Consider the following 26138-nt stretch of genomic DNA (forward strand, 5'->3'; position numbering starts at 1 on the left):
AGCTGTCGGGACAGGCTTCGGTCAGCCAACGTTGCGGAAGGCCGACAGGTGCAAGTGCAAGTTCGGAAGTGCTCCGCTTCAGATTGTGAACTGGCCTCAGATCTCCGCAAAGATTAAGTTGCGGAAAGGGAGTGCCCGGCCATGACACGTCGGCCTTACGGACTGATTTGCCCGATCTCGCTCGCCTGCGAGATTCTGGAGCCGCGCTGGACGATCCAAATCCTGACCGAGCTCTGGAACGGCTCAACCCGCTTCAATGACATTCGCAAGGGGTTGGGCAACATCTCGTCCGCCATCCTGTCGAGGCGGCTCAAAGAAATGGAGGCGTCGGGCCTGGTCGAGCGCGTCGAGGAAAAGGCGGCGGGCACCGTTGAGTATTTCCGCACCGAGAAGGCGATCAAACTAGAGCCGGCGATGAACGCGCTGGCGCAGTGGGCCCTATGCAACATCGAGGCGGAGATTGCGCTCAGCGGTGCGGATGCTTCGACCATCATGTGGGTCGTGCGGCGAATGATCGACCTCACCGAACTGCCGCAGCGGCGCGCCGTCATCCGCTTCCATTTTCGCGACGATCCCTCACCGAAGTGTCCCAACTGCTGGATGGTGGTCGAGCCAGGCGCGGACTTCCCCGCGGTATGCTGGCTCGACCCCGGCCGGGAGGTCGACCTTTACGTCGAGACCGGCGTTGTTTCGCTGGGGGCCATCATCGAGGGCCATTCCAGCATCGAGCGCGAGAAGGAAAGGGGCCGCCTTTTCCTGAGCGGCGACCCCGTGCTCGCCCGCAGCATGGACCGTTGGCTGCGGACCTCGGTCTGGGCAAGACTCAATGGAATCGTCCAGCTTTCTTGAAAATCATACTGAGGCTGCAGCATCACGCCTGGAGGATCACTCGTAGCCATGCAACGCCAATTAGAGAGAATAAGGGAGGAAAGGCATGTCAGCTAAAATTTTGCAAATCAACTACAAGCTAAACGGGCCGAGGGCCGAGTATGAGCAAGAAAACCTGCCATATGCTCAACCAATCGCGGACCTACCTGGCCTGCGCTGGAAGGTCTGGATCATAAACGAGGCCCAAAACGATGCCGGCGGGATCTACCTATTCGACGATGACGCAGCAGTGAAAACGTTCATGGATGGGCCAATCGTTGCGGAGATGAAGGGTGATCCAACGTTGAGTATCAAGGCGTTTGACGTGATCGCGGACCTCACAACCATTACACGTGGCCCGGTGAAGTAGTATTCTTGGAGGCTACGATGGCGCAGCGTCGACTCTCCAGTTTGGCCACGGGAATGTCTCCCTTCAGGAGGCACCAAACCTGACCTCAATGGCTGGCATGAGGCGCACAGCTGTCGGCAACGGGGCCGATTCCAGTCAGGCGGCTTTCAGGAACTGTCCTGCGAAAGCAGGCGCTGACTGGTGGAGCGCCTCGTTCCGGCAGGTGGGCCTTTTTGGCTTGCGATTGCCGTCAGGTCGGGTCGGGCATCTTCTGAAGGCCTCCGTCGTCCCTTGCCAGGTGGGCGGCATGGCGAATGGCGCGAACCGCGTTAGGGTTGGTCACGGGATAGCTGGTGATGAAGCGTTCGACGGAAAAGTCCGGGAATTCAGCTTTCAAGCGGGCTTCGATCCTGGCGCCTCCCCGGCCTCTCCCACGGCCGAATGCGCCAGCGTGATAAACATCAGCAAATTCGGTGAGTTTAGCGTACTTCTGCGCAGTGCCGCGATGGCTTCCCTGTGCCTGCCGGCCGCAAACAGGGTGCGGCCCAGCAGGCCGAAATACCAAGGTGGGGCCAGCGGATTGAGGCGCATAGCGCGTTCGATCAGGGGCATCGCCTCAGCTGGATCGCCAGCGACCAGCGCCTTCCTGCCGGCCAGCGCCAGCGTATCGGCATGGTTGGAGCCGTACTCGAACGCGCGGCGATACGCGCGCTCCGCTCCTGCGACGTCGCCGAGACAACCCCTGAGGTCGCCAAGGCAATTGCAGGCAACGCTGTCCATCGGATCGAGCAGAATCGCGTTTTCAACGGCGGTCCGCCAGTTCTCGATCGAGACCTGCGCATCGTCGCCGAAGCCGTGAGCGCAAAATCGTCAGCATGCGCCTCTATGCCGATATCCTGGCCAATGCTGCCCACAACGGCTGGAACTATTCACCCGAGTTGATCGTCAGCGGCCCTAAGCGGCATTTCGACGAGCTGAAACTCCGATTAACCGACGTCGGCTACGAAATCGTACCGGTCGGCCGCCGAATTCAATGCGACATCTCAGGCTGATCCCCAAGTCGTGTCGATGCTCGGTCAAGAATTGATGACATTTTATCGGCCTCGCTGGCTAGCCGGCATCTGGAGATCGTTCGAACCTGTGGCAGTTTAGATAAGAGGATGACAGCCTCCCACCGTCGGCGTGCGCAAATTTAGTTCAAGCCAATCGAAAGTAGCAGCGAGTGCGCGGCCACAAGCCCGTCACACCCGTAGGGGCGACGAAGGATGATCCGGCCGGCCATTCCTGGTTCTGCCGGTTCTGTGGTATTTTGAAAGCGTGTCGTAGCCCATGCATCAAGAGGGTAGACCGTATGGCTGCCAATCGGGCAATCGCGTCCGCGATCGAGAATTGCTACGACGCCGCGTTCGAATTTGGGCGCTGGCCGGCCGCGCTTCAAAAGCTCGCAAATGCCCTGGGCGCTACGAGTTGTGTCATCCGCGCCTGTGATGACACACACCCGTTCCGGAGCGACCAGCGCAAGCGGACCACACCAACGCCGGACTCGACGGAGCATGCCGAATTTTCGGCTCTCTGGCTCGAGAAGATCGAAGGGGCTCCTGATCCGCGTTGCGAAAGGTTGAGGCTGCTGGCAAAGCCGGCAACCTGCTTCACCATCGAGGATGAACTCACCACCCCGAGGAGAGAAGGTTCCTTCCCTACTATCAGGAGATAGCTCGCCCGGGCACCGTGAGTGGTGGGCAGCCGTCTACTTTATGGTGAAGAAGCACAAGTGGTTCCTGTCGATGTTCCGCGATGCCCGCAGCGGGGCCTTTGATCTGTCCGAGGCCGACCATTTCCTCCGTGTCGTGCCGGAACTGACCCAGATCATCAGCCTCGCCGAGAAGATCTGGGAGATTTCGCTGGACCCGACTTTGGCCATCCTTGACCAATTCAATTTTGGCGCGACCCTGCTTGATCATCGTGGCTGTCTGAAGCGTTGCAACGAGCATGCGGATGCTTTGTTCGGCTCCGGCCTTCTGGTCCGTCACGGCCGCGTCCACGCAGCAGATCGGGAGAGCGATACCCGTCTGCAGCGGATGATCGGTGCTGCCGTCTCAAGCGCACTCAACGGCGCGATTCCAGTCGAGCCTGAAGTTATCGCCCGCGACGGATCGTTCTGGCTCCTTGCCGAGGTCGTACCGATGACTTCGTTCGTGCGCGACCTGTTCAGTGGCGGCGACCTTCTGCTTTACTTCACCGTCCTTGTTGGGGACCGGCCCCTATCTGCACAGTTGCTTGGTCAAGCATTCCAACTCACAGCGGCCGAAGCGCGGCTGGCCGTTAGCCTAACAGCCGGCGACGGCGTCGACGCCGCGAGCGCCCGATTGGCAATTGGCCGCGAAACCGCGCGCACTCAACTCCGGGCGATCCTCGCCAAAACCGGAACGCATCGCCAAGCCGAACTCACGGCACTCCTATCGCGCCTGCCTTCACGACACTGAGTAGGGCCCTCACCCAATCGGGTGAAGCGCGCGGCCCTTTGTCAATTCAAACTTCCCCTTCGGAACGCTGAGAGGCGCTAATGGCGCCGAGGCCCTGCGGTATGGCAAAATCTGGCCCGAAAATTCGAACCGGCCCACCCAAGATGAGGCGGCTGGCAAGATCGTGCCTCATAGCATTGGCACTCTTCACCAGCAGTCCCTGCACACCATCGTCGAGGACCGAGCCAGGTACGCTTGGCGTCGATCTCAAACTAGTCCTCGCCGTCGACGTCTCATCCTCGATGAGCCCTTACGAGCAGAGGGTTCAGCGCGACGGTTACGTCAACGCTTTCAGGAACCCTAGCCTGGCGAGGGCCATAGGATCGGGTGCACGCGGTAGGGTCGCGGTTTTGTATCTCGAATGGGCCGGCCCAAACTACCAGCACGTGGTAGTGCCCTGGACGATTATTGGTAGCTACGCCGACGCAAGTCGGTTCGCCGATGCCCTTGCGATACAGCCTATTTGCGCGCAGCCAGGCACTTCCATTTCGGGCGCTCTTCTGTCGGCCGACGCCCTGTTTGCGAAGAGCCGTACCACGGCCGCGCGCCACGTGATTGATATATCGGGCGATGGCCCCAACAATGCCGGCCTGCCGGTCGCTTCGATACGAGACCGGCTGACGATTTCCGGAGTTACCATAAATGGCCTACCGCTGTCCTTGCCGCATGGTCGTTCCAACGGCTTTCAGTCCTTTGGTGCAGACTATCTCAATCTCTATTACGAGCATTGCGTCATTGGCGGACCGGAAGCATTCGTGATCGGCGTTGATGATCTTGCTTTGTTCGAAGCAGCTATCCGCCGAAAGCTGCTTCTGGAGATCGCGGGCATGCCCCCGCTAGCTAAGCCGGTGTCCTATAATCCTGTGGGCGGCCCGATGTTCGACTGCTCCATGATCGGAACTACGGCGCGATAGCGCGACCGCCATCTGTTCCTGATCGTCAAGGATGTCGGAATTCTCGGCGGACCGCCAACTGCCGAGCCTCCAGTTGATATGGCCACACCTTATGTCCGCACGAATTGGGCGTGTCAAACTGCAAAATCCCGCGGGCAGCCTTTGCTAACATTGTGGTGGCATCGTGGAGACATGGATCCGATACCGAAACATGGAAGCAGGCGACGCAATAAAGTGTAACGTTGTCGGTGCGACAATTGAGGCAGAAGGGGTTGGGCATTCACGCAGCCTCCGAAATCACACCTCGCTGAGCGAGGCGAGGCCGAAGTCCTACGCTGCTTGGCTTGCGGGTTGACGATATCGGCTTGTCCTTCGCCGCTCATCATGGCCCACAGGTTCTTGGCCGCATGCCATCCGACGGCCTGAGTTCGTTCAGTCGTCCACGCCGGGACATGCGGCGTGCACAAGACGTTAGGCAGCGAAAACAGCGGATCGTCGGTCTTCGGCGGCTCCTGGTCGAACACGTCGAGCGCCGCACCCGCGATTTGTCCATGGACCAGCGCTGCTCGCAGAGGAGCGAGGCCGGCAGATACCTTTTGGGCGTCTGTGTCTCAAATCAGCCTGTCAGCCGGGCCATCAGCTAGCATGTGCCAGTCTCCAGAATGTGTTCGTAGTGGTCGAACTTCACCCCTGCTCTGTCATACGTTCTCTGCCGCATCCATCTCGGCTTTGGTGAAAAATCCCACTCTTCGGTATCGAACGAGCCGATGGAGCAAAGGCGCCTTTTGATCTTGGCTTGTCCCTGATGCGCTACCCCTCTGGTCGAGAAACTGAGATTGGTATGCGACCTGTCGACCCCAGTGATCCTTTGACGAAAACGGCCCGACGATGGGGAAATGGTTCTGGGCCCTGTGGCAGCTGATTGTCATGAGGAGTTGGTCCACCTTCTGAAAAATCAGATGGTGCCAATCAGTGATCTCGGACACCAGAATCAGCCGTTTGTAGAAGTTCGTGTTCCCCAGCTACATTGCACAGCATCGCTGAAGAGGAGGCCTACATTTCCGAGTTCGCGACATCGTCCTCGATGGCCTTATTTCACAGCTTCGGTTGTCTGCCGATGCAAGCCACAGCCCAGGCGCGCGCCGTCAAAGCGAAGGTCCGTCCGCACGCGTTCAGGGCTTCCGGGCCTTTGCCTGTCTTGGCTTCCTGAGGGCGGATCGATCTGGGATGACCGATATGCAACACCATCATGCAAGGCGGCAAGCATTTTTGCCGGCGGACAGCCAGGGCTGTGCGCGGCAAGAATGCCCCGCGCTACGTCGCCGCGATCCGTTGAATAAAATCCAGAAAAGCCCGCACTTTTGCCGGCGGGATGTGGCGTGGCGGATGATAGGCGTAAAGCGGAAACTGCTCGTTGGACCATTCCGCCAGGATCGTCGTGAGCGCCCCGCTCTCAAGCCACTCGTCGAGGCCGATGGCAAGGCTCTGGAATATGCCTTGCCCTGCGAGACCGGCCTCGACGGCAGCGGAGGGATCGTCCATGACCAACCGCGCCGCCGCCTTGATCTCGATGCCCCCGTTATCCCCTTGGAACTCCCAGGTGAACGGCCGCCCGGTCTGCGGGTCGAAGAACCTACGTTACGTGGACCCGCCTTTTGCTCCAAACTGGGAGGCTGCAACGTCCTGAAACGCAGGTTCGTTAATCCACGGGCTAAGCTCAAAGGACACCCCTTGATTAACCGTGCGATGTCCGCTTTTTGGAGCCACGGCTAATTGGAGGGAATGACCGATTTTGGGCGCCTTGCAGCCCGACCGAATCGGGCCGATTGTCGACAGTCCGGTTTCAGCGAGAACCTTCGAATAGCTGTCGTTCAGCCCCCGACCTCAATGTCAACAGCCGCAAGGTCAACTCACTACCGGAGCGGTTATGTATTACTGACATTTTTGATGGCCTGCATGGGCCTTCTCTTCTAGTCTTTTTGGGCGAAAGGGAATCATGGCCATTTCACTGTCAGAGGCCACAAACAAACTGCTCTCGGGAGAACTCCTAGCTGGAAGAGCTTCGGGGCAATCAACGCCGGGCAGATTCAATTGTCCTCCCCTGCCGCAAGGCGCATGTTTCATTTCCTGCTGTCCTCCGACAAAACCAAAGTTTCGACGGCCAGCGAGGAATTGTTCGAAGACCTTATTGCGGCCTGGAACAACGCATCATTCGATCCTGCTTCGCAGCAGACCACCACCAAAGCAGCCGCGGACGGCGCACGCTGGCGGCTTGCGAGGATGGAGGCGGGAGGCTTTGGGGGGCCTGAACCTGCTAGATGGTCCTCCGTTCATGCTGGTCGCTAACCTCCTCGATGGTCTCCCACCGCCGCGACCGGGCGGACCGCAGCACCGCGTCCACCACGGCGTCGGCCGCAAGGCCATCTCGAAAGTTGGGCACAACCTTCTCTCCAGTACGAAGGCCGCTAAGGAAGTCGGCGACCTGATGTACGAATGTGTGTTCGTAACCGATCTGGAGGCCCGGCACCCACCAGGCCTTCATGTATGGATGGTCGCTGTCGGACACGTGAATCGTGCGCCAGCCGCGAAGGGCGGCTTCGTCATGGTGGCTGAAGTACTGAAGCCGGTGCAGGTCGTGCAAATCCCATGCGATCGAGCCGTGTTCGCCGTTCACTTCCAGCGTAAAAAGCGCCTTGTGGCCGCGCGCGAAGCGGGTCGCCTCGAAACTTGCGATCGAGCCGTTGGCAAACCGGGCAAGGAAAAGGCCGGCGTCCTCCGCCGTGACGGCTTCGCGCTTGCCGCTCAGCGCATGCATGCGTTCACGGATGAAAACCTCGGTCATGCCGCACACCTCGGCAAACGGCCCGACGAGCCAAAGTGCCGCATCGATACAGTGGGCAAGCAGATCGCCCGTGACGCCGCTCCCTGAGCGGCTGGCGTCGAGCCGCCACGTACCCGGTCCGCCTTGTGGCAGATCCGCCGACATGGTCCAGTCCTGCAGGAACTTGAAGCGGCTGTGGAAGATCTGGCCGAGTCGCCCTTCCTCGACCATCTGTTTGGCCAGCGCCAGCGCGGGCACCCGCCGGTAATTATACCAGACCATATTGGCGACGCCCGCACGCTCCACCACCTCGACCATGCGACGCGCCTCGGCGAGCGTGGTTCCGAGCGGTTTTTCGCACGCGACCATCTTACCGGCTTTAGCGGCGGCCATCGCTATCTCGGCATGGGTGTCATTCGGACTGGCGATGTCGATAAGATCGATGTCGTCGCGCTCGACCAGTTTGCGCCAATCGGTCACATGCGAGCCGAAACCCCATTGGGCGGCAAAATCCCGGGCCTTGGCCTCGTCGCGTGAGCAGACCGCCACCAATTCCGCGCCCGCTTCCTCGGGAAAAAAGCGCCGCACCTGATGATAGGCATTAGAATGGGTACGGCCCATGAAGCCGGTGCCAACTAGCCCAACCCTCAAGCCCCGGTTTGATGGCACGTCATTCTCCCAAAACTCCCCTAGCAACTATCTTGACGCCTGGCCAAAAAGTTTCAACCGCGATTGGTATATTAGTGTACAATACACTAACGGGCCCATCGCGGGTCTGAGCGTTCCAGAGGCCGGCACTAGAAAATGTCCGGGCAGGCTGTTGGCGGGAAAGAATTTGAACTTCTGTTTGAGAAGCAGTTTTCGCTTTTATTGATCGCCAGCCAATGTAGCCTGCAATCGGAAGAGCCAAATTGCGGCTCATGGACCACCACGACCTCCAGCGCGTTCTCGTGCGACAGTCAGCTTTCAGGAAACGGCGATGCTGATAAGCTGCCGCTGCGTCAACTGCGCTCGAAAGCTTGCGTCGAAGGATAGCCGACAAGGTATCGCCGCGGGCAGGTCGGCGTCCCTGCATCACTTCAAGAACGGTGTAGTCCTTGGTGATCAGTTGGCAGCTATCGATAGTGGGCATCGCGTGTCTCCAGCCGGCCCTGTGCAGGGATCCGGCGTCAAGCGTTGATCGGGGAGAGCTACCCCTGCGCCGGGCCAGGATTGGCCCAGCGCAGGGGTCACGTCCGCGATGAGGCTGCCCGCATGGTTGAGGAGACGGATGGAAACGCTCGTGGCTAGACGCGCGTCGCAATTGTCGAAGACGATGGCACGCGCCGATCGGCTGTATCGCCTTCACGAGCGGGCTGGCTCACTTCAAGCACCAGCAATTGGCGCTGGCGTCCATCCCTGGCGGTCCACATGATCGACTGCCCGGTCGAGAGGCCCATCAAAGCCGTGCCAATCGGCGTAAGGATCGAAACCTTGCCTTCGGAGATGTCCGCATCGCCAGGGAAAACCAGCGTGACGGTTTTGCGATCACCGGTGTCGGGCTTGAACGTCACAGTCGAGCCCATCCGGACGGTGTCGGCGGGAACCGAGCCATCGGCGACAATGCGCGCGCGCTCGAGCTCGGCAAGCAGTTCATCTGCCGTCTCAGGATTTCGGGCAGCAACGGCGTTCGCTAGCGCCGACAAACGTGCGTGCTCCGACTGTGTGATGCGGATAATCGGCTTGCGCCGGGTTTTCTTGTTGTCTTGCATTTGAATACTCGCTTCTGCCCCGCACCCGGGACCCGCAGAAGGGTCGTCAACGGTTGTCGGTGCGACGAAAGTTTATTGCTGAATGCGCCGATGCTGCAGGGGACTGATGCGACCCTGCGCCAATTCACATGTCGATGTTAGATGTTACCCCTCGGCCCCAGGCGCGCATGGCCACCGAGCCGGGGGTTACGATCCCGCTATGGGGCAAACCCGGAAAAGAAAATCGCTAAGGATTTTGGCGGCGGTGCACATACAGCAATAGTTGGGGACGCGATTTGCGAAGTCAAGGCGCGGCACTGCAGTGCGCCGCCCTCGATGCGCTTATCCCGGAGATCGAGTGGACATTGAAATGACTAACCGATTGGGCTCACTTGTTCGGGCCGGTCAGGCCGGTCCTGGTCATCTCGCCCCCAGCTCTATTCGGCGCGCAGGAATTGCCACCGCAGGGTGAGGGCCGACGTCCACGTTGTCAGGCCCACTCTTAATGGGTCAGAAGCGACGCTCGCGACTGACCGGCACCGCCGCACCACCTACAGCCATTGTTCTGCGATGTCTGCTTCCGGAGAGGGGCGAAGCATGTGTCTATGGCCGACATGAGGCGCGAATTGGTCACGGCTCCACTCCTGAAGCGGAGCCGTGCCTGATCAAACCTCAGTTGCCTCGGAAAGTTCGAGAGCATCCTCTACATCGACACCCAGATAGCGGACCGTGTTCTCGATCTTGGTATGACCGAGCAAAATCTGGATGGCTCGCAGATTTCCCGTCGCTTTGTAGATAATCGAGGCCTTGGTGCGACGCAGGGAATGGGTTCCGTATTCCTGGGCCATAAGCCCAATCGCCTGGACCCACTCATCGACGAGACGGGCATACTGTCTTGTGCTTAGGTGAGCAGCATGGTTGATCCTGCTAGGGAATGCATAATCATCAACACCACCGCCGCGTCGTTGTAGCCAGGCAAGAAGACTTGCGCGTGCGTCGCTCATCAGTTCGAACTGCACTGGCCGGCTAGTCTTCTGCTGCACGACCATCGAGCGTGTCCGAATTTCTGGGCCGACCACGAGGGTACCGATCTTAATCTTGACGAGGTCACACCCGCGCAGCTTGCTGTCGATCGCGAGATCGAAAAGCGCGCGATCGCGCAAACGCTGCTCCCGATCCAGGAAGAAGCGGATAGCCCATATCTGTCGAGGTTTCAGAGGTCGTTTCGCGCCAACCTTCTTGCCTGCATTCCAAGCGCGGCGACCGTGGGCGGCCGGGTCATATTGTGAATGTGTCATTTCGTTCTCCTGCGGCCGTGATTGGCCGGCATAGAAACGAAGAGGCAATGGCAACGTCGGGGCCGATTTCTGACTGTCGGCTTCCGGGCGTCGAGGCTTGAATAGCTGCCGTTAGGCGCGCGCTAATTTCAACGACGACTTTCGCCAGGATCGCACCCATCGAATGGGGAGGCGCTCAACGGTTCGTTGTGCTAACCTCGATAGCCGCGGAGGGCGCTATGGGTGAGAATCGCAAGCTAGCCGCAATTCTAGCCGCAGACGTGGTCGGATATAGTCGGCTCGCCAGCGAAGACGAAGATCGCACCTTGGCAAGGTTGCGGGCACTACGCAGCGATCTGATCGATCCGACCATCGCCGTGCACAACGGGCGCGTGATCAAGCGCACCGGGGATGGAGCGCTGGTCGAGTTCCGCAGCGTGGTGGATGCCGTGCGCTGCGCTATCGAGGTGCAGAACGGAATGGTGGAGCGCAACGCCGGTGTACAGCAGGACCGTCGCATCGAGTTCCGGATCGGCATTCATCTGGGAGACGTTGTCGAGGAAAGCGACGGCGACCTGATGGGCGATGGTGTCAACATCGCTTCGCGTCTGGAGGGCGTTGCGGCGCCCGGGGCCATCTGCCTATCCGAAGATGCCTATCGCCAGGTCAAAGCGAGGCTCAACCTCTCGGTCGCCGATCTCGGCAGCACGCAGCTCAAGAACATCGCCGAGCCGATCCGAGTTTATTCGCTGGCGGTCGGTGCCGCCGGCGCGAAGGCGATCGCGACGTCGGAACCCTCGACGAGCCGGCCGGCAGGATCAAAGTCGGCAAAGCTGTCGATCGCCGTCCTGCCGTTCGCCAATATGAGCGGCGACACCGAGCAGGACTACTTCGCCGACGGCATCAGCGAAGACATCATAACCGACCTGTCGAAGGTCGCCGGCCTCTCGGTCATCGCCCGCAACTCCAGCTTCACCTACAAAGGCAAGAACATCGATGTCCGGACGGTCGGGCGCGAGCTCGGCGTGACTGCGGTGCTCGAGGGCTCGATCCGCCGCGCCGGCAACCGCGTCAGGATCAATGCCCAGTTGATCGATGCGCAGACCGGGACCCATGTCTGGGCGGACCGCTACGACCGGGACATGACCGATATCTTCGCGCTGCAGGATGACGTGACGCACCGCATCGTCGAAGCCCTCAGGGTTGCCCTGACCCCGGCCGAGTCGGCGCGCATCGCCCATACACCAACGAGAAACATCCAGGCGCATGATCTTTTCCTGCGCGGGCGCGAGGTCTTGTCCGGTCCTGATAAGACAAACGAGACATTCGAGCGCGCGGTCGCCTTGTTCACCCAGGCGATTGAGCTCGACCCCGACTATGCCGAACCGTATGCCGGCCTGGCTCACGCTTACAACCACGACTTTCAGAACCACTGGAGCGGGCGCACCGACAGCAAGGAACTCTCTGCCCATTATAGTCGGCTGGCGCTCGAGAAGGACCCTAACCTGCCCTATGGGCATTACATGGCCGCGCTGGTGAAGTTTTGGGAGAAGGATCCGGCCGGACATCGCGAAGAGGTGGAGAAGGCGCTTGCTCTCAACCCCAACTTCGCACTGGCCTTCGGCCTGCGCGGGGTGGGCAACATCTACAACGGCGCGCCGCTGGAGGCGATTCCGGATCTGGAGCACGCGCTGCGCCTCGATCCGCTGCAGGGCCATTTGACCTGGCACTTCATCGGCTCGGCTTACCTCCTGGCCGGGCAGTACCAGAAAGCGGTCGAGGCATTTCGCGAGCGTATCCGCGTATCGCCCAAGACCGACCTGTCGCGGGGGCTCCTTATTGCCGCGCTTGGCCACCTCGGCGACGTCGATGAAGCACGGCGCGTGAGCGCCGAGCTAAAAGAGATAAACCCGAGCTATCGCTTTTCAGAGCACGTGGGGCGGCTACCCTTCAGCAATCCGGCCGACGCCGAACGCATCCGGCAGGGCTACGCCAAGGCGGCGATACCCGAATACGCGGACGAAAGCCCTGCGCCTGCACTAGAGGTTTCGAGGGGCCGCTAGGTCGGCGGCGCGATGAAGGCCGGCACCATTGTTAAGTGGGTTTCCCCCGTCTCGGTGTTGGTATTTTTGATGGTATCCAACCACCTGATGTATTTTGGCGATTGGCAGGATGAAGGACCAAAAATCCTGGCTTAGTGCCGTTTTCACCAGTTTGGTTGCACCCATAGAATCCGGCAACCGGGATTGAACCGCCGCCAACCAGCCGTCTCATCCGACATCCGCTCATCGAGGACGATGTCCAGTAAGCCCAACTCCAGGACGAAATAATGCAGAGCGGACCAAGGTCCCTTTCCATCGCTACGTTAAGGCGCGAGGTCGCAGGCGGGTCAGCTTGGGGGCCGAGAGCGGACTGTTCGCTTTCGGAAGAAATCTGGCTGAAGCATCGTTCCCGCGTGCTCAACTAGAGCCTATATCTGGTTCGTAATCCGAATAGTCTGTAAAGCAGCACCGACCAGCGGGAATGACCAGGAAGCGCCGCTAAGTCTTGATTGGCCGCGACATTGACGAAACAGGCCGGACCTCAAGTCGCGCTGGCGGGCACCTTTGTCGATCCCCGATGTCTTATCGACAGGAGAAACAGGGGCCACAAATGTGCATCATGTCCCGGAAACTCCGTAGACCGGAACTCGCTGCCCTGCCCGCGGTGGCGCTGCCTTGCGGCCAGCGGTGATTTGTAAGAATGTTGCTTGTGGAATAGCCGACTTTTTTTGAGATACTGACCGGATTGGTCCATGCCGCTTGACATCCAGACCCGGTTTCTCAGCTTGGCGGATTTTGAACCGGCTGCGCGCGAGGTGTTGCCGCACGCGGTTTACGAGTTCATTGCCGGGGGTGCTGGTGACGAAATCACCAAGCGTGACAATGAAGCCGCATTCGACCGCATCAGGTTGAGGCAGCGTGTGCTGCGCGATGTCACAAGACTTGATACTGGGATCACACTCTTCGGGCAAAGGCTGCCGCATCCAATCATTCTGGCCCCAATAGCATATCAGCGGCTGGCGCATCTCGAAGGCGAGGTGGCCGCGGCGCGCGGCGCCGGAGTGGCGGAAGCGGTGTTTACTCTGGGAACAACGGCGACGGCGGCGATCGAAGATTGCGTGGCGGCGAGCCAGTCTCCAGTCTGGTTCCTGCTCTATTGGCAAAGCGATCGCGATTTCAATGGCGAACTCGTATCGCGCATGACGGCCCTGGGCGCAAAGGCGATCAGCGTGACGGTCGACATGCCAACGCCAGGCGATCGCGGCAGGCAGTTCCGGGCAGGATTCAAAATTCCCGACAACCTCGCAACGCCATACTTCAAGGACCGGAACACCGGCGTACTCAAAGTTGGCACGGCGCAGCGGCGGGCCATGCCGACCTGGGCGGATATTGCCTGGCTACGTTCTCTGACAACCCTGCCGCTTATTCTTAAGGGCATCCTCGATCCTGACGATGCCGAGCAGGCGATCGGAACCGGTGCCGATGCCATCGTCGTCTCGAACCACGGTTCGCGCAACCTCGACACCCTGCCGGCGACCATCGACGCCCTGCCCGCCATCGCGGAACGGGTGGCCGGGCGGATTCCCATCATCCTCGACGGCGGCGTGAGGCGTGGCACCGACGTTTTGAAGGCGATTGCCCTCGGGGCAAGCGCAGTCATGATTGGCCGCCCATATGTCTACGCCCTCGCAACGGGCGGTGCCGAGTGCGTAGCCCATTGTGTCAACCTGCTTCGCCGTGACTTCGAGATGGCAATGGCGCTAACCGGCCGGGCGCGCATCGGCGAAATCGACCGGTCGGTAATCTGGTGAAGCCCGGACCTTCCCCGGCAAAGTTCAGGATCCACATTGATGGCCTTGCAGGTCCACAATCGAGGCAGAAGGGGTTGGGCCTTCCCGCAACCCCCTGGAATTAAACGTCGCCGAGCAAGGTCGCACTCCTGCGATGTTTGGCTTGCGGGTTGACGATGTCGGCATGTCCTTCGCCGCTCATCATCGCCCACAGGTTCTTGGCCGCATGCCAGCCGATGGCCTGAGTTCCTTCAGTCGTCCAGGCCGCGACATGCGGCGTGCACAAGACGTTGGAAAGCGAAAACAGCGGATCGTCGGTCTTCGGCGGCTCTTGGTCGAACACGTCAAGCGCCGCACCCGCGATTTGGCCATTGGCCAGCGCTGCTCGCAGGGCCGTGTAGTCGATCAGCGATCCGCGCCCCGTGTTGACGACGATGGCCGACGGTTTCATCTTAGCGAACGCGGCTGCGTTCAGGATGTGATAGTTATCCGGGCTCGGCGTTGCGTGCAGCGTCAGGAAGTCGGATTGCTCCACCAGGGTGGAGAAATCGACGAGTTCGATGCCTGCAGGCGCTTCCTTCAGAAAGGGATCATAAGCCACGATGCGGGCTTCCCATCCCGACAGCCGTTGCGCCACGCCGCGACCGATACGACCGAGGCCGAGGATACCGATGGTGGCGCCGCGCAGCGTCGCGCCATGTGTCAGGCCGCGCCATCCGCCACGCCGCATGAAGTCAGGCGTCCACGTACCAAGTTGTTTGGCAACTGCCAGCATCAGGGCGACCGCGTGCTCGCTGACCGTGAAGATCTGAAAAACGTTCGGCGTGCTGGAAACCAGAATGCCGTGCTCGGTGGCGGCGTCGATGTCGATGCTGTCGACGCCAATGCCATATTTGGAGATGTAGCGCAGATCCGGAAGCGCCTGCATGACGCGCCTTGTAATGCGGGTGCCGCTCGCCCCCATCAAGGCGACACAGCCATGGGCCCTGGCAATCAGTTCATCCTCGGTGAAGCGCTTGAACGGCATTTCCCAGAGCGCATTGCCGAAAATAACGTTCATCCCACGCTCGCGAAGCCAGTCCAGCGAGGCGTCGGTCGGGTCGTAGCGCTCGAATGCGAGAACGCTCGGCAGGCCTTGATCACCCATGGTACTGATCTCCTCCGAACGCGTTCGAATTGCCCGAGTGAAGCGGCTTTGCTCTGTAATTTCCCTAATTCGCTAGGAGCTTGAGCGGCACCCCTTCCCCGACTACCCATCGCATATTAGCGGACACTGTTACATGGCAAGCGCACGATTGACAGTACCTGGCCGGCGTCTTTGCGCAGCCACTACCTCGAGCGATGGCTGCTTCTGCCGCAAACCGTTCTTGAAAAATTGTGTACAGCAAACACCGCTTTCGCAGGCCGTCAAGCTGTGGCGAAATGACCGAGATTGGGGGCGTTGGTGACCGGCATTTTTGGGCCGCAAGCCGAATGACAGCTTCGCGACTTCGGGATGGCGAGAGCGGACGGGGTCGCAGGCTGAAAAATGTAAAGCCCACCGTGGAATTGGCATGTCGGTGAGAACAATCCCGATCCCTTGGGTCAGGCCGGGACTTCCAATCCTCCCATGCCAAACGCAGCAGGCAGCAAAGCGCTTGTCTATTTGGTATACTGGTATAATATGTACCTGACATGGCGTGATGCTCAGCAGATGCGCTGCGTCCTATGGTCTTTCTGGGAGGAGATACAATGAAACGTTCAATCGTGGCGGCGCTGGCCAGCGCCGCGCTGATCAGTGTTGTGACGCTGCCAGCAATAGCATCGTCGGACAAGCCGGTCATCGCACTGACCAACGCCTATTACGGCAACACCTGGCGCCACCAGATGGTCGAGGCCTTCGAAGCCTCGGCCAAGGAAGCCAAGGCGGCAGGACAGATCGCCGATTACATCGTCATGAATGGTGATGGCTCGGTGGCGCAGCAGAACAGCCAGATCGCCGAACTGATCCTCAAGAAGGTCGACGTGCTCGCGGTCGACGCCGCCTCGGAAACCGCCGTCAACGGCATCATCGAAAAAGCCTGCAAGGCCGGCATCATCGTCGTCTCCTTCGATTCGGTTGCGTCGGCGCCCTGCAACTACCAGCTCAATTTCGACTTCGAGGGCTACAAGGCGACCCAGGCGGAGGCCGTGTTCAAGATGCTCGGCGGCAAGGGCAACGTCATCCAGGTGCGCGGCGTCAAGGGTTCGGCTCCGGACAACGACATGTTCAACGCGCAGCAATCGGTGCTGGCGAAATATCCCGACATCAAGGTTGTCGCCACCGTCTATGGCCAGGCGACGGCCTCAGTCGCGCAGGCGGCCATCGCCAATGTCCTGCCCTCGCTGCCGCATGTCGATGCGGTGCTCGGCCAGGGCGGCAGTGACGATGTCGGCATTGCCCAGGCCTTCGTCCAATATGGTGGCGACTATGCCGGCAAGATGCCGATCATCGAAGGCGGCGGCGGCACCGACTTCGTCAAATGGTGGGCCGACGAGAATGCCAAGAACGGCTACCAGACCGTCTCGATGAACACGACTCCTGGCATTGGCGGCGCCGCCTTCTGGCTCGGCCTGTCCTTGCTCAAGGGCGCCAAGGCGCCCAAGATGATGATCATGCCTGTCGCGACCGTCGATGCCAGCAACCTGAAGGAATACGCCAAGCTGCCGGGCGGCCAGATCATCAGCCCCAGCTATTCGCTCGACTGGGTCAAGCAGAACCTGCTGAGCAAGTAACGCGACCAGCACAAATGGATCGGACGCCGGACGGCGCCCGATCCTTGGCCGTGAAGAAACGGAGGACGAATGTCCTATCTCGCCGTTGCCGATCTGAAGGGTGCAGCAGCCATGGCACCTGCCCCTTCGATCCGGCAGGAAATCGTCTCGCTTTCACAGATCACCAAGAGTTTCGGGCCGACGCTGGCGAATGCCGAGATCGATCTTGCCGTTTCGGCCGGCGAGATCATCGGTCTCGTCGGCGGCAACGGTGCCGGCAAGTCGACGCTGATGCGCATTCTCTGCGGCACGATGTGGCCGACCCTGGGCTCGATCTCTTTCGCTGGCCAGGCGCTTGACTTCACCGACTACAACACGGCCGAGGCGCAACGGCGCGGCATCCGCATGGTGCATCAGGAACTGTCGCTGTGCGCCAACTTGTCCGTTGCCGAGAACTTCTTTCTGGAAACGCCGCAGGACGCGGCGAGCCGGCCGGGCTGGCGGAGGCTTTACATAACCCGCGCGCGCTCGGCGCTCGATGCCGTCTTTCCCGGCAACACAATCGATGTGAACGCGGAAGTCGGCCGGCTCTCCATCGCCGAACGGCAGATGGTTGAGATCGCGCGTGCCGCCGCGACGCCCGGCGTCAGGCTCATCGTCCTCGATGAGCCGACCTCCTCGCTCGATCTCGATCGCTCCAAGCAGTTGCGGGCTTTCATCCGGGAGCGGGCCAGGGCCGGCCTCGCTTTCATCTTCATCAGCCACAAGCTCAAGGAAATCATCGACATCGCCACACAGGTGGTGGTGCTGCGCAATGGACGCATCGCCTGGCGAGGCGACAGCGCGGATACGTCGATCAACCGGCTGGTGCAACTCATGGGCGGCGACGCCAATCCGGTCCACCAGCATGGCGTCACCGCCGCCAGCACCGGAGGCGCATTGGTGCGGCTGCACGGGGCGCTGACATCCGAACTTGGCCGCGACATCGAGATCGCGCGCGGTGAGATTGTCGGGCTGGCGGGGCTCGAGGGCAGCGGCCAGAAGGATTTGCTGCATGCCATCTTCAAGCCCAATCCGGCAAAGGATGCCGCCGTCACCCGGGCTGGCGAAGCCGGCTTCATTGCCGGCGACCGCCAGAAGGAAGGCGTGTTCCCGCTGTGGAGCGTGCTGGGCAACATCTCCATCGGCAGCCTGGCGCGCCGCCCGTCGCTGGCCCTGGTCTCGGACCGGCTCAACCGTGAGGCCGCGGCGGACGCCGCCGGCCGGCTGCGGCTCGACGAAAACCGCTTCGTGTCCAACATTCTGGAACTGAGCGGCGGCAACCAGCAGAAGGCGCTGGTTGCCAGGGCGCTCGTCGCCGATACGCCGATCATCCTGCTCGACGATCCGACGCGCGGCGTCGACATCGCCACCAAGCAGGATTTCTACCGGCTCTGCAACGACATCGCACGCAGCGGGCGGACACTTGTCTGGCACACGACCGAAGACGCCGAATTGCTGGCCTGCGACCGCGTGCTGGTCTTTGCCGGCGGGCGGATCGTCAAGGAACTGACCGGCGAGGCGATCACGGAAGCGGCGATCGTCGGGGCATCCTTCGTCCAGCAGGCGGACAAGCGCACTGATGCCACGCAAGGCAAGGCCGGTGCGGCAGGGCTTGTCCGCAGGCTGGTGAACGCAGCCCCCTTCATCGGCCTCGCCGCCGTGCTGGCGGTGATGATCTCGGCCAATCCGGCGGTCGCTTCGATCTTCGGTCTCGACCTTTTGCTCATGCCGGCGCTGTCGCTGGTGCTGGTGACAGCGGCGCAGATGTTCATCGTCGGCGGCAGCGAAATCGATCTCGGCGTCGGCGCCTTCGCCGGCCTCGTCAGCGTGCTCAGCGCCACGCTGCTCTACGATCAGCCGTGGCTCGGCGCGCTTGCCCTCGCAGCGGCGGTGGCCGCCTATGCCGGCCTCGGCGGGCTGATCCAGGCCCGCAAGATTCCGGCCATCGTCGTCACGCTCGGCGCCTCCTTCATCTGGGTGGGGCTGGGCTATGCGCTGCAGCCAACGCCGGGCGGCGCCAGCCCCGACTGGCTGACGGCATTGTTCGGCTGGTCGCTCGACTTCCTGCCGACATCCATCATCCTCATCGTGGCGGTCGCCCTGGTGGTGCTGGCGATCGACCGGCTGCCGCTCGGCGTGGTCCTGCGCGGCTTCGGCAACAATCCCACCGCAATGATCCGCTCGGGCTGGTCGCCGACACGCTATGCGCTGGTGCGCTATCTCATCGCCGGGCTGTTCGCGGCGGCGGCTGGCCTGTCGCTGACGGCGATCAACACGGCAAGCGACATCAACTCCGGCAATTCGTTCACGCTGCTCAGCGTCGCCGCCGTGGTGATGGGCGGCTGCTCGCTGCTCGGCGGCATTGTTTCGCCGGTCGGCGCCATCGCCGGCGCGGTGACGCTGTCGCTGATCGGCGCGCTGCTCGGTACGCTCAATGTCAGCAGCGACTACAACGCCGCGACGCAAGGGCTGATCCTCATTGCCCTGCTGACGCTGCGCGGCCTGACCGCGGACCGCGGGAGCGAACAATGAACGCGCTGTCCGCCTTCACACCGTGGGCCCAGAAAAACCGCTGGATCTGGGCAGCGATTGGCGTGCTCCTGCTCTGGCTGGTGCTCTCCGTGGTCACCAACCGGTTCAGCCTGTCCAGCCTTTCGGGCATCATATTGTCGGCGTCCTTCCTGACGGTCGTCGGCATCGGCCAGATGTTCGTCGTCACCACCGGACGCGGCAATATCGACCTTTCCGTCGCCTCGGTGATCACGCTCAGCGCCTTCGTCGCGCTGCTCACCATCAAGGGCCAGGATGCCAACCTCGCCATTGGCGTCGCCGCTGCCGTCCTGCTCGGCCTCGCGGTCGGGCTGCTCAATTCGCTGCTCGTCGTCGGCCTCGGCATTCCGGCGATCATCGCGACGCTCGCCACCGGCTATGTGCTGGCGACCGCGACGCTGCTGTCGAACAAGGCAATCCCCGGCTTTGCCGTCAGCCCGGCGCTCAAGGATCTGGCGACGGGCCGCATCTCCGGCGTTCCGATCATGGCCATCATCGCCATCCTCGGCGTGGCGGCGGCGTCCTTCGTGTTGCGCTACACCGTGTTCGGCCAGCTGCTGTCGGCGGTCGGCCAGAACCGTGCTGCCGCCCGCCTCGCCGCCATCAACAATGGCCGGGTGATCGCGGCGGCGTTCATCATCTCGTCGGTGCTGGCCTCGCTCGACGGCCTGCTGCTCGGCGCCTATATTGGCGGCGCCTTCCTCGAAATGGGCCAGCCCTACCTCTTGCAGTCGATCGCCGCCGTGGTGCTCGGCGGCACGCTGATCTTCGGCGGCTCGGCGACCGCGCTCGGCACGCTGTTCGCCAGCATCCTGCTCATCCTGATCGTCACCACCATGCAGATCATCGGGCTGCCGCCCGGCGCCCAGGACATCGTCCAGGGCATCGTCGTCATCTTCGTCCTGGCGCTGGCCGGCCGACAGGCCTTGGCACGGCGCGCCACGACGGAACCTGCCGACGCAGCGACGTCGAAGACGCAGGCAAAGGCGATCGCATCTCCGCCTGAGTGATGGGCCACGCCTTACGATTCCACTTGCCAAAACATGGTAGAGTGATCATACCAGTATATAAGTTGACGATCGCGCTGAGATCGCCCAGGGTTTAAGGAGCAAGGCCAGATGACAACGATTGCGCTGTTTGGTGCGGGCGGGAAAATGGGCTACCGCCTGTCGACCAATTTTCGCGGATCGGACTACACGATCCGCTATGTCGAGATCAGCGAGGCTGGCAAGGAGCGGCTGAAAACCGGTCTGGGCTTCGATGCGGTCGGCGTCGATGAGGCGCTTGAAGGCGCCGAGGTCGTGATCCTGGCGGTGCCGGACACGCATATCGGCAAGGTCGCCGCCAGCATCGAAAGCAAGCTTGCGTCAGGCACGATGGTGATCGTGCTCGATGCGGCGGCCCCTTTCGCCGGCCATTTGCCCGATCGTCCCGACCTTACCTATTTCGTGACCCATCCTTGCCATCCGCCGATCTTCAACGACGAGACCGACATGGCCGCCAAGAAGGACTTCTTCGGCGGCGTCAAGGCCAGGCAGCATTTCGTCAGCGCCCTGATGCAAGGGCCCGAAGAAGACTACGCCAAGGGCGAGAAGATCGCCCAGATCATCTGGGCGCCGGTGATGCGCTCACACCGCGTCACGGTCGAACACATGGCGCTGCTCGAACCGGGGCTGTCTGAGACGGTCTGTGCGTCGCTGCTCGTCGTCATGAAGGAAGCCCTCGACGAGGTCGTGGCGCGCGGCGTTGACCGGCAGGCCGCGCTCGACTTCCTGCTCGGCCACATGAATGTGCTCGGCGCCGTCATCTTCGGCGAGACCAAGGGCGTGTTCTCCGATGCCTGCAACAAGGCCATCGAATTCGGCAAGCCGGTGCTGATGCGCGACGACTGGAAGCGCGTCTTCGAGCCGGAAGAAATCGCCGCCAGCATCCAGCGGATTACCTGAGGCGCGCTTTCCCTTCTCCCCTGCCGGGAGAAGGGAGGACATCAACCACTTACATACAGATCATCTGAAATAGTGGTTGACTCATCATACCAGTTGGCTAAGCTGCTCGCGAACTCGGATCAACAAGGTTTGCTGGGAAACCTGGACGAGTGGAGGACGGCTGGGGAGCGACGATCCGTTTTGGAGGAGCCGGCACGCGGCTTTGAATCCGGCGCGATCCGCAGCCTGACCAAATCAATGCATCAGCCTTGCCCGATCAAGGCACGAGCTTTTTAACGGGAGGACTTCATGAAACTTACTCGCAGAATGACGCTTGCGGCTTTCGCCGGCGTGCTGGCACTTGGCACGGCGGCACCGGCCTTCGCGGCCGACCTGATCGCCATCATCACCCCCTCGCACGACAATCCGTTCTTCAAGGCGGAGGCCGTCGGCGCCGAGGCAAAGGCCAAGGAGCTCGGCTATGAGGCGCTGGTGCTGGTGCATGACGACGACGCCAACAAGCAGTCGCAGTTGATCGACACCGCGATCGGCCGCGGCGCCAAGGCGATCATCCTCGACAATGCCGGCGCCGATGCCACCGTCGCCGCCGTGCAGAAGGCCAAGGACGCCGGCATCCCCTCCTTCCTGATCGACCGCGAGATCAATGCAACCGGCGTCGCCGTGGCGCAGATCGTCTCCAACAACTACCAGGGTGCACAGCTCGGCGCGCAGGAGTTCGTCAAGCTGATGGGCGAGAAGGGCAACTTCTTCGAACTGGTTGGCAAGGAATCCGACACCAATGCCGGCATCCGCTCCAAGGGCTATCACGACGTCATCAACGACTATCCGGACCTGAAGATGGTGGCGCAGCAATCGGCCAATTGGAGCCAGACCGAGGCTTACTCCAAGATGGAATCGATCCTGCAGGCCAATCCCGACATCAAGGGCGTGATCTCCGGCAACGACACGATGGCGATGGGTGCCTATGCGGCGCTCGCCGCGGCGAACCGCAAGGATGTCATCGTCGTCGGCTTCGACGGCTCCAACGACGTGCGCGACTCCATCACCTCAGGCGGCATCAAGGCGACGGTGCTGCAGCCGGCCTATGCCCAGGCCCAGATGGCGGTCGAGCAGGCCAACGACTTCATCAAGAACAAGAAGTCGCCCGAGAAGGAAAAGCAGTTGATGGACTGCGTGCTCATCAATGGCGACAATGCAGCCAAGCTGGAAACCTTCGCGCTGAAGAACTGAGCCGGCGCAACGCAAACAGCGAGGGACGAACCTTGGGTTCGCCCCTCGCCTCCATTTCACCGGGATGCATTGACCGCCATGCTCAACAAGCCGATCTGGCCGATCCTTGCGCTGGCCGCCGGCATCGGCCTCAGCGCCTGCAAGATCTTGCCGACGCCATCGGCGCAAGGCGGCGCAGGCGACGCGTCCGGCTTCAACCCGGACAAGATGGTCGAGGACATCTGGGCCTCGAAAGTTATCCCGTATCTGCAGCAGAAGGCTGGGCCGTTTGCCGAGGTCCATGCGCTGGCGAAGACCGACCAGGCGGCGGCCGGCGCCAAATACGGGAACCCCAAGAAGCAGGCGAATTCGCCTTGGACTTTCGCGGTCCGCGTCGAAGGCAAGATCGTCGCCGCCAACACACAGTCACGCGCGGCAACGATTGATATTGACGTCGACGGCGACGGCAAGGCGGATGCGCGCGTGCAGATCGGGCCGGCGGTGCGCGGCACGGCGCTGCGCGACAGCCTCGATTTCGTCCAGTTCAACGATTTCACCAACCAGATCGACTTTGCCCAGTTCGGCAAGGCGTTCAACGCCTATGCCGACAAGACCGTTCTGTCCAAGCTGCCGCGCGACGCGCTGGAAGGCCGTACCGCCAAGGTGCTTGGCGCCTATACGATCGAGGCCGGCCAGGACCTGCCCTTGGTGACCCCGGCGGAGGCCGAGATCGGGCCGAAGCCATGACCACGGCAGTTGGGCACGATGTCATCCTGAAACTGGAAGACGTCTCGAAAGTCTATGCCGGCACCGTCGCGGTCAAGCAGGCCAATTTCGAGGTGCGCAAGGGCGCGGTCAATGTGCTCGTCGGCGAGAACGGCGCCGGCAAATCGACGCTGATGAAGATCATCGCCGGCGTCGAGCAGCCGACGGCCGGGCGCATCCTGCTGGACGGCAACGAGGTTTCCTTCACCTCCTCAGGTGACGCGGTGAGCCGCGGCATCGGCATGGTTTTCCAGGAGCTGAACCTGTTCGGCAACATGACGGTTGCCGAGAACATTTTCGCCACACGCGAGATCACCAACCGGTTCCGCAAGATCGACCGCAAGGCGCAGGAGCGGCGGGCCGGAGAATTCCTCGATCGCCTCGAAGCCGGCATCCGGCCGGATATGCTGGTCGAAGATCTGCGCATCGGCCAACAGCAGCTGGTCGAGATCGCCAAGGCTGTCTCGCTCGACGCGCGCATCCTGATCATGGACGAGCCGACCTCGGCGCTGAGCGCGGCGGAAGTCGAGATCCTGTTCAAGGTGATTGCCGACCTCAAGGCGCGCGGCGTGGCGATCGTCTACATCTCGCACCGTCTGGAGGAGTTGATCCGCATCGGCGACTACATCACCGTGCTGCGCGATGGCCGCATCACCGGCCAGGAGCAAGTGAAGAACGTCGACACCCAGTGGATCGTGCGGCAGATGATTGGCTCGGACGCCAAGGATTTCGCCAAAGCCGACGGCCATGTTCCCGGCGAGGAGGTGTTCCGCGCCGAGGACATCTGCCTGCCGCGCGTCACCGGCGGACTGGCGGTCGACCATGTCTCGCTGTCTCTGCGCGCCGGCGAGATTTTAGGCATCTACGGGCTGATGGGCGCCGGGCGCAGCGAACTGTTCGACTGCATCATGGGCCGTCACGGCCATGCCAGCGGCAAGATCTTCATCGACGGAAAACAGGTCAGGGAACGCGACACGACGCGGCGCATCCGGCGCGGCCTGGCGCTGATCCCCGAAGACCGCCAGCGCGAGGGCCTTGTGTCGATCCTCTCGGTCGCCAGCAATCTGACGCTGGCCAGCCTGTCGCGCTTCGTCAGCCTGTTCCATATCCGTGGCGGCGCCGAGCGGCAGGCTGTCACGCAGATGGTGCGGGAGCTCGCGATCAAGGTCGCCGATCCGGCGCAGGAAGTCTCGTCGCTGTCCGGCGGCAACCAGCAGAAGGTGGTGATCGGCAAGGCGCTGCTCACCGGACCAAAAGTGCTTCTGATGGACGAGCCGAGCCGCGGCATCGATGTCGGCGCCAAGGCCGACGTCTTCCGCACCATGCGCAAGCTGTCGCGCGACGGGCTCGGCATCCTCTTCGCCACCTCCGACCTCGACGAGGTGATGGCGCTGTCCGACCGGATCGCGGTGATGAGCAATGGCAGGCTGACCGGCATGTTCGACCGCGCCGAGGCGAGTGAGGCCGCGATCGTCGCGGCATCGGCGCTCGGCCATGGCCCCGCACATCTTGCCCCCACGTATGGAGAGCAACGCTGATGACTGATACTCCGGCCAGGGCGGCTCCCTCTTCGGCCTCCAGCGGCTCGGCGTTGCTGACGCTGATGAAGCTCAGGACCTTCATCGCGCTGATTGCCGTTCTGGTGTTCTTCTCCATCGCCGCGCCGAACTTCCTGTCGGCGGCCAACCTGATCCTGATGGCCAAGCACGTTGCGCTCAACGCCTTCCTCGCCATGGGCATGACCTTCGTCATCATCACCGGCGGCATCGACCTGTCGGTCGGCTCGATCGTTGGCCTGTGCGGCATGGTGGCCGGCTATCTCGTGCTCAACGGCATCGACCTGCAGATCGGCTACACCATCTATTTCAACGTGGTGGAGATCGCGTTGATCACGCTTGCGGTCGGTATCCTGATCGGCGCCGTCAACGGATTGCTGATCACCCGGCTCAACGTGGCGCCCTTCATCGCCACGCTCGGCGTGCTCTATGTGGCGCGCGGCTTGGCGCTGCTGTCATCCGACGGCCGCACCTTCCCCAATCTGGTCGGCAAGCCGGAACTCGGAACCACCGGCTTCGGCTTCCTTGGCGCCGGCCGGTTGCTCGGCCTGCCGGTATCGATCTGGATCCTGATCGTTGTCGCGCTGGGGGCCGCCTATCTCGCGCGGTACACGCCGCTCGGCCGCCATATCTTCGCTGTCGGCGGCAACGAGCGCGCCGCGCGAATTTCGGGCGTCAGGGTGAACATGGTCAAGATGTTCGTCTACATGTTTTCCGGCTTCTGCGCGGCAATCGTCGGGCTGATCATCTCGTCGGAGCTGATGGCTTCGCATCCGGCGACGGGCGAAAGCTTTGAACTGAACGCCATCGCCGCGGCGGTGCTTGGCGGCACTTCGATGTCTGGCGGCCGCGGCACGATCGGCGGCACCATCGTCGGCGCCTTCGTCATCGGCATCCTGTCGGACGGGCTGGTGATGATGGGCGTAAGCTCGTTCTGGCAGATGGTGATCAAGGGGCTCGTCATCATCGTCGCCGTCGTCGTCGACCAGGCGCAGCGCCGGCTTCAGCAGCGCGTCACCCTGATGCAGATGGCAAAGGCGGGTTGA

24 protein-coding genes are annotated in these 26138 nt (G+C 61.7%); 16 read left to right on the plus strand and 8 right to left on the minus strand.

Annotated elements, in window-relative coordinates:
• The first annotated feature begins 141 nt into the window (after nucleotides 1-141).
• Complete coding sequence (locus tag EJ077_RS21330) at nucleotides 142-849, plus strand: winged helix-turn-helix transcriptional regulator (RefSeq protein WP_208696018.1); 708 nt, start codon at nucleotides 142-144, stop codon at nucleotides 847-849.
• A gap of 85 nt (nucleotides 850-934) precedes the next feature.
• Nucleotides 935-1237 carry a YdhR family protein gene (locus tag EJ077_RS21335; protein ID WP_135864695.1) on the plus strand — a complete coding sequence of 101 codons (303 nt, stop codon included), beginning with the start codon at nucleotides 935-937 and terminating at the stop codon, nucleotides 1235-1237.
• A gap of 229 nt (nucleotides 1238-1466) precedes the next feature.
• On the opposite strand, the gene EJ077_RS32285 is transcribed toward EJ077_RS21335, so the two are convergent.
• Both EJ077_RS32285 and EJ077_RS32290 read right to left on the minus strand, forming a co-directional pair.
• Entirely contained in the window at nucleotides 1467-1613 is a 147-nt protein-coding gene (locus EJ077_RS32285) for a hypothetical protein (protein ID WP_245458494.1), read from the minus strand.
• Entirely contained in the window at nucleotides 1610-1996 is a 387-nt protein-coding gene (locus EJ077_RS32290; protein WP_245458495.1) for a tetratricopeptide repeat protein, read from the minus strand. Before EJ077_RS32290 ends, EJ077_RS32285 begins: the two co-directional genes overlap by 4 nt.
• Before the next feature lie 95 nt (nucleotides 1997-2091).
• On the opposite strand from EJ077_RS32290, the gene EJ077_RS21345 reads away from it, so the two are divergent.
• The 3 genes from EJ077_RS21345 to EJ077_RS21355 all read left to right on the plus strand — a co-directional run bounded on the left by EJ077_RS21345 (nucleotide 2092) and on the right by EJ077_RS21355 (nucleotide 4652).
• Nucleotides 2092-2268 (plus strand): hypothetical protein, encoded by a 177-nt coding sequence (locus EJ077_RS21345; protein ID WP_208696020.1) that lies wholly within the window; start codon nucleotides 2092-2094, stop codon nucleotides 2266-2268.
• Nucleotides 2269-2970: 702 nt separating this feature from the next.
• Entirely contained in the window at nucleotides 2971-3699 is a 729-nt protein-coding gene (locus EJ077_RS21350) for a helix-turn-helix transcriptional regulator (protein WP_208696021.1), read from the plus strand.
• 281 nt (nucleotides 3700-3980) lie between these two features.
• A complete protein-coding gene (locus EJ077_RS21355) occupies nucleotides 3981-4652 on the plus strand; it encodes a DUF1194 domain-containing protein (protein WP_245458496.1) in 672 nt (223 codons plus the stop codon).
• Nucleotides 4653-4765: 113 nt separating this feature from the next.
• Here EJ077_RS21355 and EJ077_RS32880 read toward each other — a convergent pair whose 3' ends face one another.
• The 3 genes from EJ077_RS32880 to EJ077_RS21370 all read right to left on the minus strand — a co-directional run bounded on the left by EJ077_RS32880 (nucleotide 4766) and on the right by EJ077_RS21370 (nucleotide 8073).
• Nucleotides 4766-5155, minus strand: coding sequence for a hypothetical protein (locus EJ077_RS32880; protein ID WP_416859529.1), 390 nt, complete (start codon nucleotides 5153-5155; stop codon nucleotides 4766-4768).
• A 790-nt stretch (nucleotides 5156-5945) separates the two neighbouring features.
• Nucleotides 5946-6203 carry a LysR substrate-binding domain-containing protein gene (locus tag EJ077_RS21365; protein WP_367142421.1) on the minus strand — a complete coding sequence of 86 codons (258 nt, stop codon included), beginning with the start codon at nucleotides 6201-6203 and terminating at the stop codon, nucleotides 5946-5948.
• 742 nt (nucleotides 6204-6945) lie between these two features.
• The gene (locus EJ077_RS21370) at nucleotides 6946-8073 is read right to left on the minus strand and encodes a Gfo/Idh/MocA family protein (protein WP_210212176.1); all 1128 of its coding nucleotides are present in this window, start codon (nucleotides 8071-8073) and stop codon (nucleotides 6946-6948) included.
• 183 nt (nucleotides 8074-8256) lie between these two features.
• On the opposite strand from EJ077_RS21370, the gene EJ077_RS21375 reads away from it, so the two are divergent.
• Entirely contained in the window at nucleotides 8257-8487 is a 231-nt protein-coding gene (locus EJ077_RS21375; RefSeq protein ID WP_208696022.1) for a hypothetical protein, read from the plus strand.
• A 251-nt stretch (nucleotides 8488-8738) separates the two neighbouring features.
• Here the strand turns inward: EJ077_RS21375 and rnk are convergent, their stop codons facing one another.
• Nucleotides 8739-9203 carry a nucleoside diphosphate kinase regulator gene (gene rnk / locus EJ077_RS21380; RefSeq protein ID WP_208696023.1) on the minus strand — a complete coding sequence of 155 codons (465 nt, stop codon included), beginning with the start codon at nucleotides 9201-9203 and terminating at the stop codon, nucleotides 8739-8741.
• Between the two features lie 644 nt (nucleotides 9204-9847).
• A complete protein-coding gene (locus EJ077_RS21385; protein ID WP_208696024.1) occupies nucleotides 9848-10480 on the minus strand; it encodes a tyrosine-type recombinase/integrase in 633 nt (210 codons plus the stop codon).
• 218 nt (nucleotides 10481-10698) lie between these two features.
• Between EJ077_RS21385 and EJ077_RS21390 the strand changes: the two genes are divergently transcribed.
• The gene (locus EJ077_RS21390; RefSeq protein ID WP_208696025.1) at nucleotides 10699-12522 is read left to right on the plus strand and encodes an adenylate/guanylate cyclase domain-containing protein; all 1824 of its coding nucleotides are present in this window, start codon (nucleotides 10699-10701) and stop codon (nucleotides 12520-12522) included.
• Between the two features lie 731 nt (nucleotides 12523-13253).
• A complete protein-coding gene (locus EJ077_RS21395; protein WP_208696026.1) occupies nucleotides 13254-14312 on the plus strand; it encodes an alpha-hydroxy acid oxidase in 1059 nt (352 codons plus the stop codon).
• A gap of 100 nt (nucleotides 14313-14412) precedes the next feature.
• Here the strand turns inward: EJ077_RS21395 and EJ077_RS21400 are convergent, their stop codons facing one another.
• Nucleotides 14413-15438 carry a hydroxyacid dehydrogenase gene (locus EJ077_RS21400; RefSeq protein WP_208696028.1) on the minus strand — a complete coding sequence of 342 codons (1026 nt, stop codon included), beginning with the start codon at nucleotides 15436-15438 and terminating at the stop codon, nucleotides 14413-14415.
• A 584-nt stretch (nucleotides 15439-16022) separates the two neighbouring features.
• Here EJ077_RS21400 and EJ077_RS21405 point away from each other — a divergent pair.
• The 8 genes from EJ077_RS21405 to EJ077_RS21440 all read left to right on the plus strand — a co-directional run bounded on the left by EJ077_RS21405 (nucleotide 16023) and on the right by EJ077_RS21440 (nucleotide 26138).
• The gene (locus tag EJ077_RS21405; protein ID WP_208696030.1) at nucleotides 16023-17045 is read left to right on the plus strand and encodes an ABC transporter substrate-binding protein; all 1023 of its coding nucleotides are present in this window, start codon (nucleotides 16023-16025) and stop codon (nucleotides 17043-17045) included.
• A gap of 69 nt (nucleotides 17046-17114) precedes the next feature.
• Nucleotides 17115-19598, plus strand: a complete 2484-nt coding sequence (locus EJ077_RS21410) for an ATP-binding cassette domain-containing protein (RefSeq protein WP_208696032.1) — start codon at nucleotides 17115-17117, stop codon at nucleotides 19596-19598.
• Complete coding sequence (locus tag EJ077_RS21415; protein WP_208696034.1) at nucleotides 19595-20626, plus strand: ABC transporter permease; 1032 nt, start codon at nucleotides 19595-19597, stop codon at nucleotides 20624-20626. Before EJ077_RS21410 ends, EJ077_RS21415 begins: the two co-directional genes overlap by 4 nt.
• A 108-nt stretch (nucleotides 20627-20734) precedes the next feature.
• The gene (locus tag EJ077_RS21420) at nucleotides 20735-21562 is read left to right on the plus strand and encodes a phosphogluconate dehydrogenase C-terminal domain-containing protein (protein WP_208696036.1); all 828 of its coding nucleotides are present in this window, start codon (nucleotides 20735-20737) and stop codon (nucleotides 21560-21562) included.
• Between the two features lie 288 nt (nucleotides 21563-21850).
• Entirely contained in the window at nucleotides 21851-22792 is a 942-nt protein-coding gene (locus tag EJ077_RS21425) for a D-ribose ABC transporter substrate-binding protein (RefSeq protein ID WP_208696038.1), read from the plus strand.
• Nucleotides 22793-22870: 78 nt separating this feature from the next.
• A complete protein-coding gene (locus EJ077_RS21430) occupies nucleotides 22871-23518 on the plus strand; it encodes a DUF2291 family protein (RefSeq protein ID WP_208696040.1) in 648 nt (215 codons plus the stop codon).
• Nucleotides 23515-25074, plus strand: coding sequence for a sugar ABC transporter ATP-binding protein (locus EJ077_RS21435; protein ID WP_208696042.1), 1560 nt, complete (start codon nucleotides 23515-23517; stop codon nucleotides 25072-25074). The genes EJ077_RS21430 and EJ077_RS21435 overlap by 4 nt, the downstream gene beginning before the upstream one ends.
• Nucleotides 25074-26138 (plus strand): ABC transporter permease, encoded by a 1065-nt coding sequence (locus EJ077_RS21440; protein ID WP_208696044.1) that lies wholly within the window; start codon nucleotides 25074-25076, stop codon nucleotides 26136-26138. The genes EJ077_RS21435 and EJ077_RS21440 overlap by 1 nt, the downstream gene beginning before the upstream one ends.

Origin of the sequence: Mesorhizobium sp. M8A.F.Ca.ET.057.01.1.1 (assembly GCF_003952565.1) — a bacterium.
GTDB lineage: Bacteria > Pseudomonadota > Alphaproteobacteria > Rhizobiales > Rhizobiaceae > Mesorhizobium.

Excerpts from the sequence above, each read along its gene's own strand:
- EJ077_RS21345 (WP_208696020.1), top strand. The coding sequence starts at position 2,092 with ATGCGCCTCTATGCCGATATCCTGGCCAATGCTGCCCACAACGGCTGG.
- EJ077_RS21405 (WP_208696030.1), top strand. The coding sequence starts at position 16,023 with ATGAAACGTTCAATCGTGGCGGCGCTGGCCAGCGCCGCGCTGATCAGT.
- EJ077_RS21430 (WP_208696040.1), top strand. The coding sequence starts at position 22,871 with ATGCTCAACAAGCCGATCTGGCCGATCCTTGCGCTGGCCGCCGGCATC.
- EJ077_RS21395 (WP_208696026.1), top strand. The coding sequence starts at position 13,254 with ATGCCGCTTGACATCCAGACCCGGTTTCTCAGCTTGGCGGATTTTGAA.
- EJ077_RS21425 (WP_208696038.1), top strand. The coding sequence starts at position 21,851 with ATGAAACTTACTCGCAGAATGACGCTTGCGGCTTTCGCCGGCGTGCTG.
- EJ077_RS21415 (WP_208696034.1), top strand. The coding sequence starts at position 19,595 with ATGAACGCGCTGTCCGCCTTCACACCGTGGGCCCAGAAAAACCGCTGG.
- EJ077_RS21355 (WP_245458496.1), top strand. The coding sequence starts at position 3,981 with ATGAGCCCTTACGAGCAGAGGGTTCAGCGCGACGGTTACGTCAACGCT.
- EJ077_RS21335 (WP_135864695.1), top strand. The coding sequence starts at position 935 with ATGTCAGCTAAAATTTTGCAAATCAACTACAAGCTAAACGGGCCGAGG.
- EJ077_RS32290 (WP_245458495.1), bottom strand. The coding sequence starts at position 1,996 with ATGGACAGCGTTGCCTGCAATTGCCTTGGCGACCTCAGGGGTTGTCTC.
- EJ077_RS21375 (WP_208696022.1), top strand. The coding sequence starts at position 8,257 with ATGTCCGGGCAGGCTGTTGGCGGGAAAGAATTTGAACTTCTGTTTGAG.
- EJ077_RS21420 (WP_208696036.1), top strand. The coding sequence starts at position 20,735 with ATGACAACGATTGCGCTGTTTGGTGCGGGCGGGAAAATGGGCTACCGC.
- EJ077_RS21435 (WP_208696042.1), top strand. The coding sequence starts at position 23,515 with ATGACCACGGCAGTTGGGCACGATGTCATCCTGAAACTGGAAGACGTC.
- EJ077_RS21410 (WP_208696032.1), top strand. The coding sequence starts at position 17,115 with ATGTCCTATCTCGCCGTTGCCGATCTGAAGGGTGCAGCAGCCATGGCA.
- EJ077_RS21390 (WP_208696025.1), top strand. The coding sequence starts at position 10,699 with ATGGGTGAGAATCGCAAGCTAGCCGCAATTCTAGCCGCAGACGTGGTC.
- EJ077_RS21440 (WP_208696044.1), top strand. The coding sequence starts at position 25,074 with ATGACTGATACTCCGGCCAGGGCGGCTCCCTCTTCGGCCTCCAGCGGC.
- EJ077_RS21330 (WP_208696018.1), top strand. The coding sequence starts at position 142 with ATGACACGTCGGCCTTACGGACTGATTTGCCCGATCTCGCTCGCCTGC.
- rnk (WP_208696023.1), bottom strand. The coding sequence starts at position 9,203 with ATGCAAGACAACAAGAAAACCCGGCGCAAGCCGATTATCCGCATCACA.
- EJ077_RS21350 (WP_208696021.1), top strand. The coding sequence starts at position 2,971 with ATGGTGAAGAAGCACAAGTGGTTCCTGTCGATGTTCCGCGATGCCCGC.
- EJ077_RS21400 (WP_208696028.1), bottom strand. The coding sequence starts at position 15,438 with ATGGGTGATCAAGGCCTGCCGAGCGTTCTCGCATTCGAGCGCTACGAC.
- EJ077_RS21385 (WP_208696024.1), bottom strand. The coding sequence starts at position 10,480 with ATGACACATTCACAATATGACCCGGCCGCCCACGGTCGCCGCGCTTGG.
- EJ077_RS21370 (WP_210212176.1), bottom strand. The coding sequence starts at position 8,073 with ATGGGCCGTACCCATTCTAATGCCTATCATCAGGTGCGGCGCTTTTTT.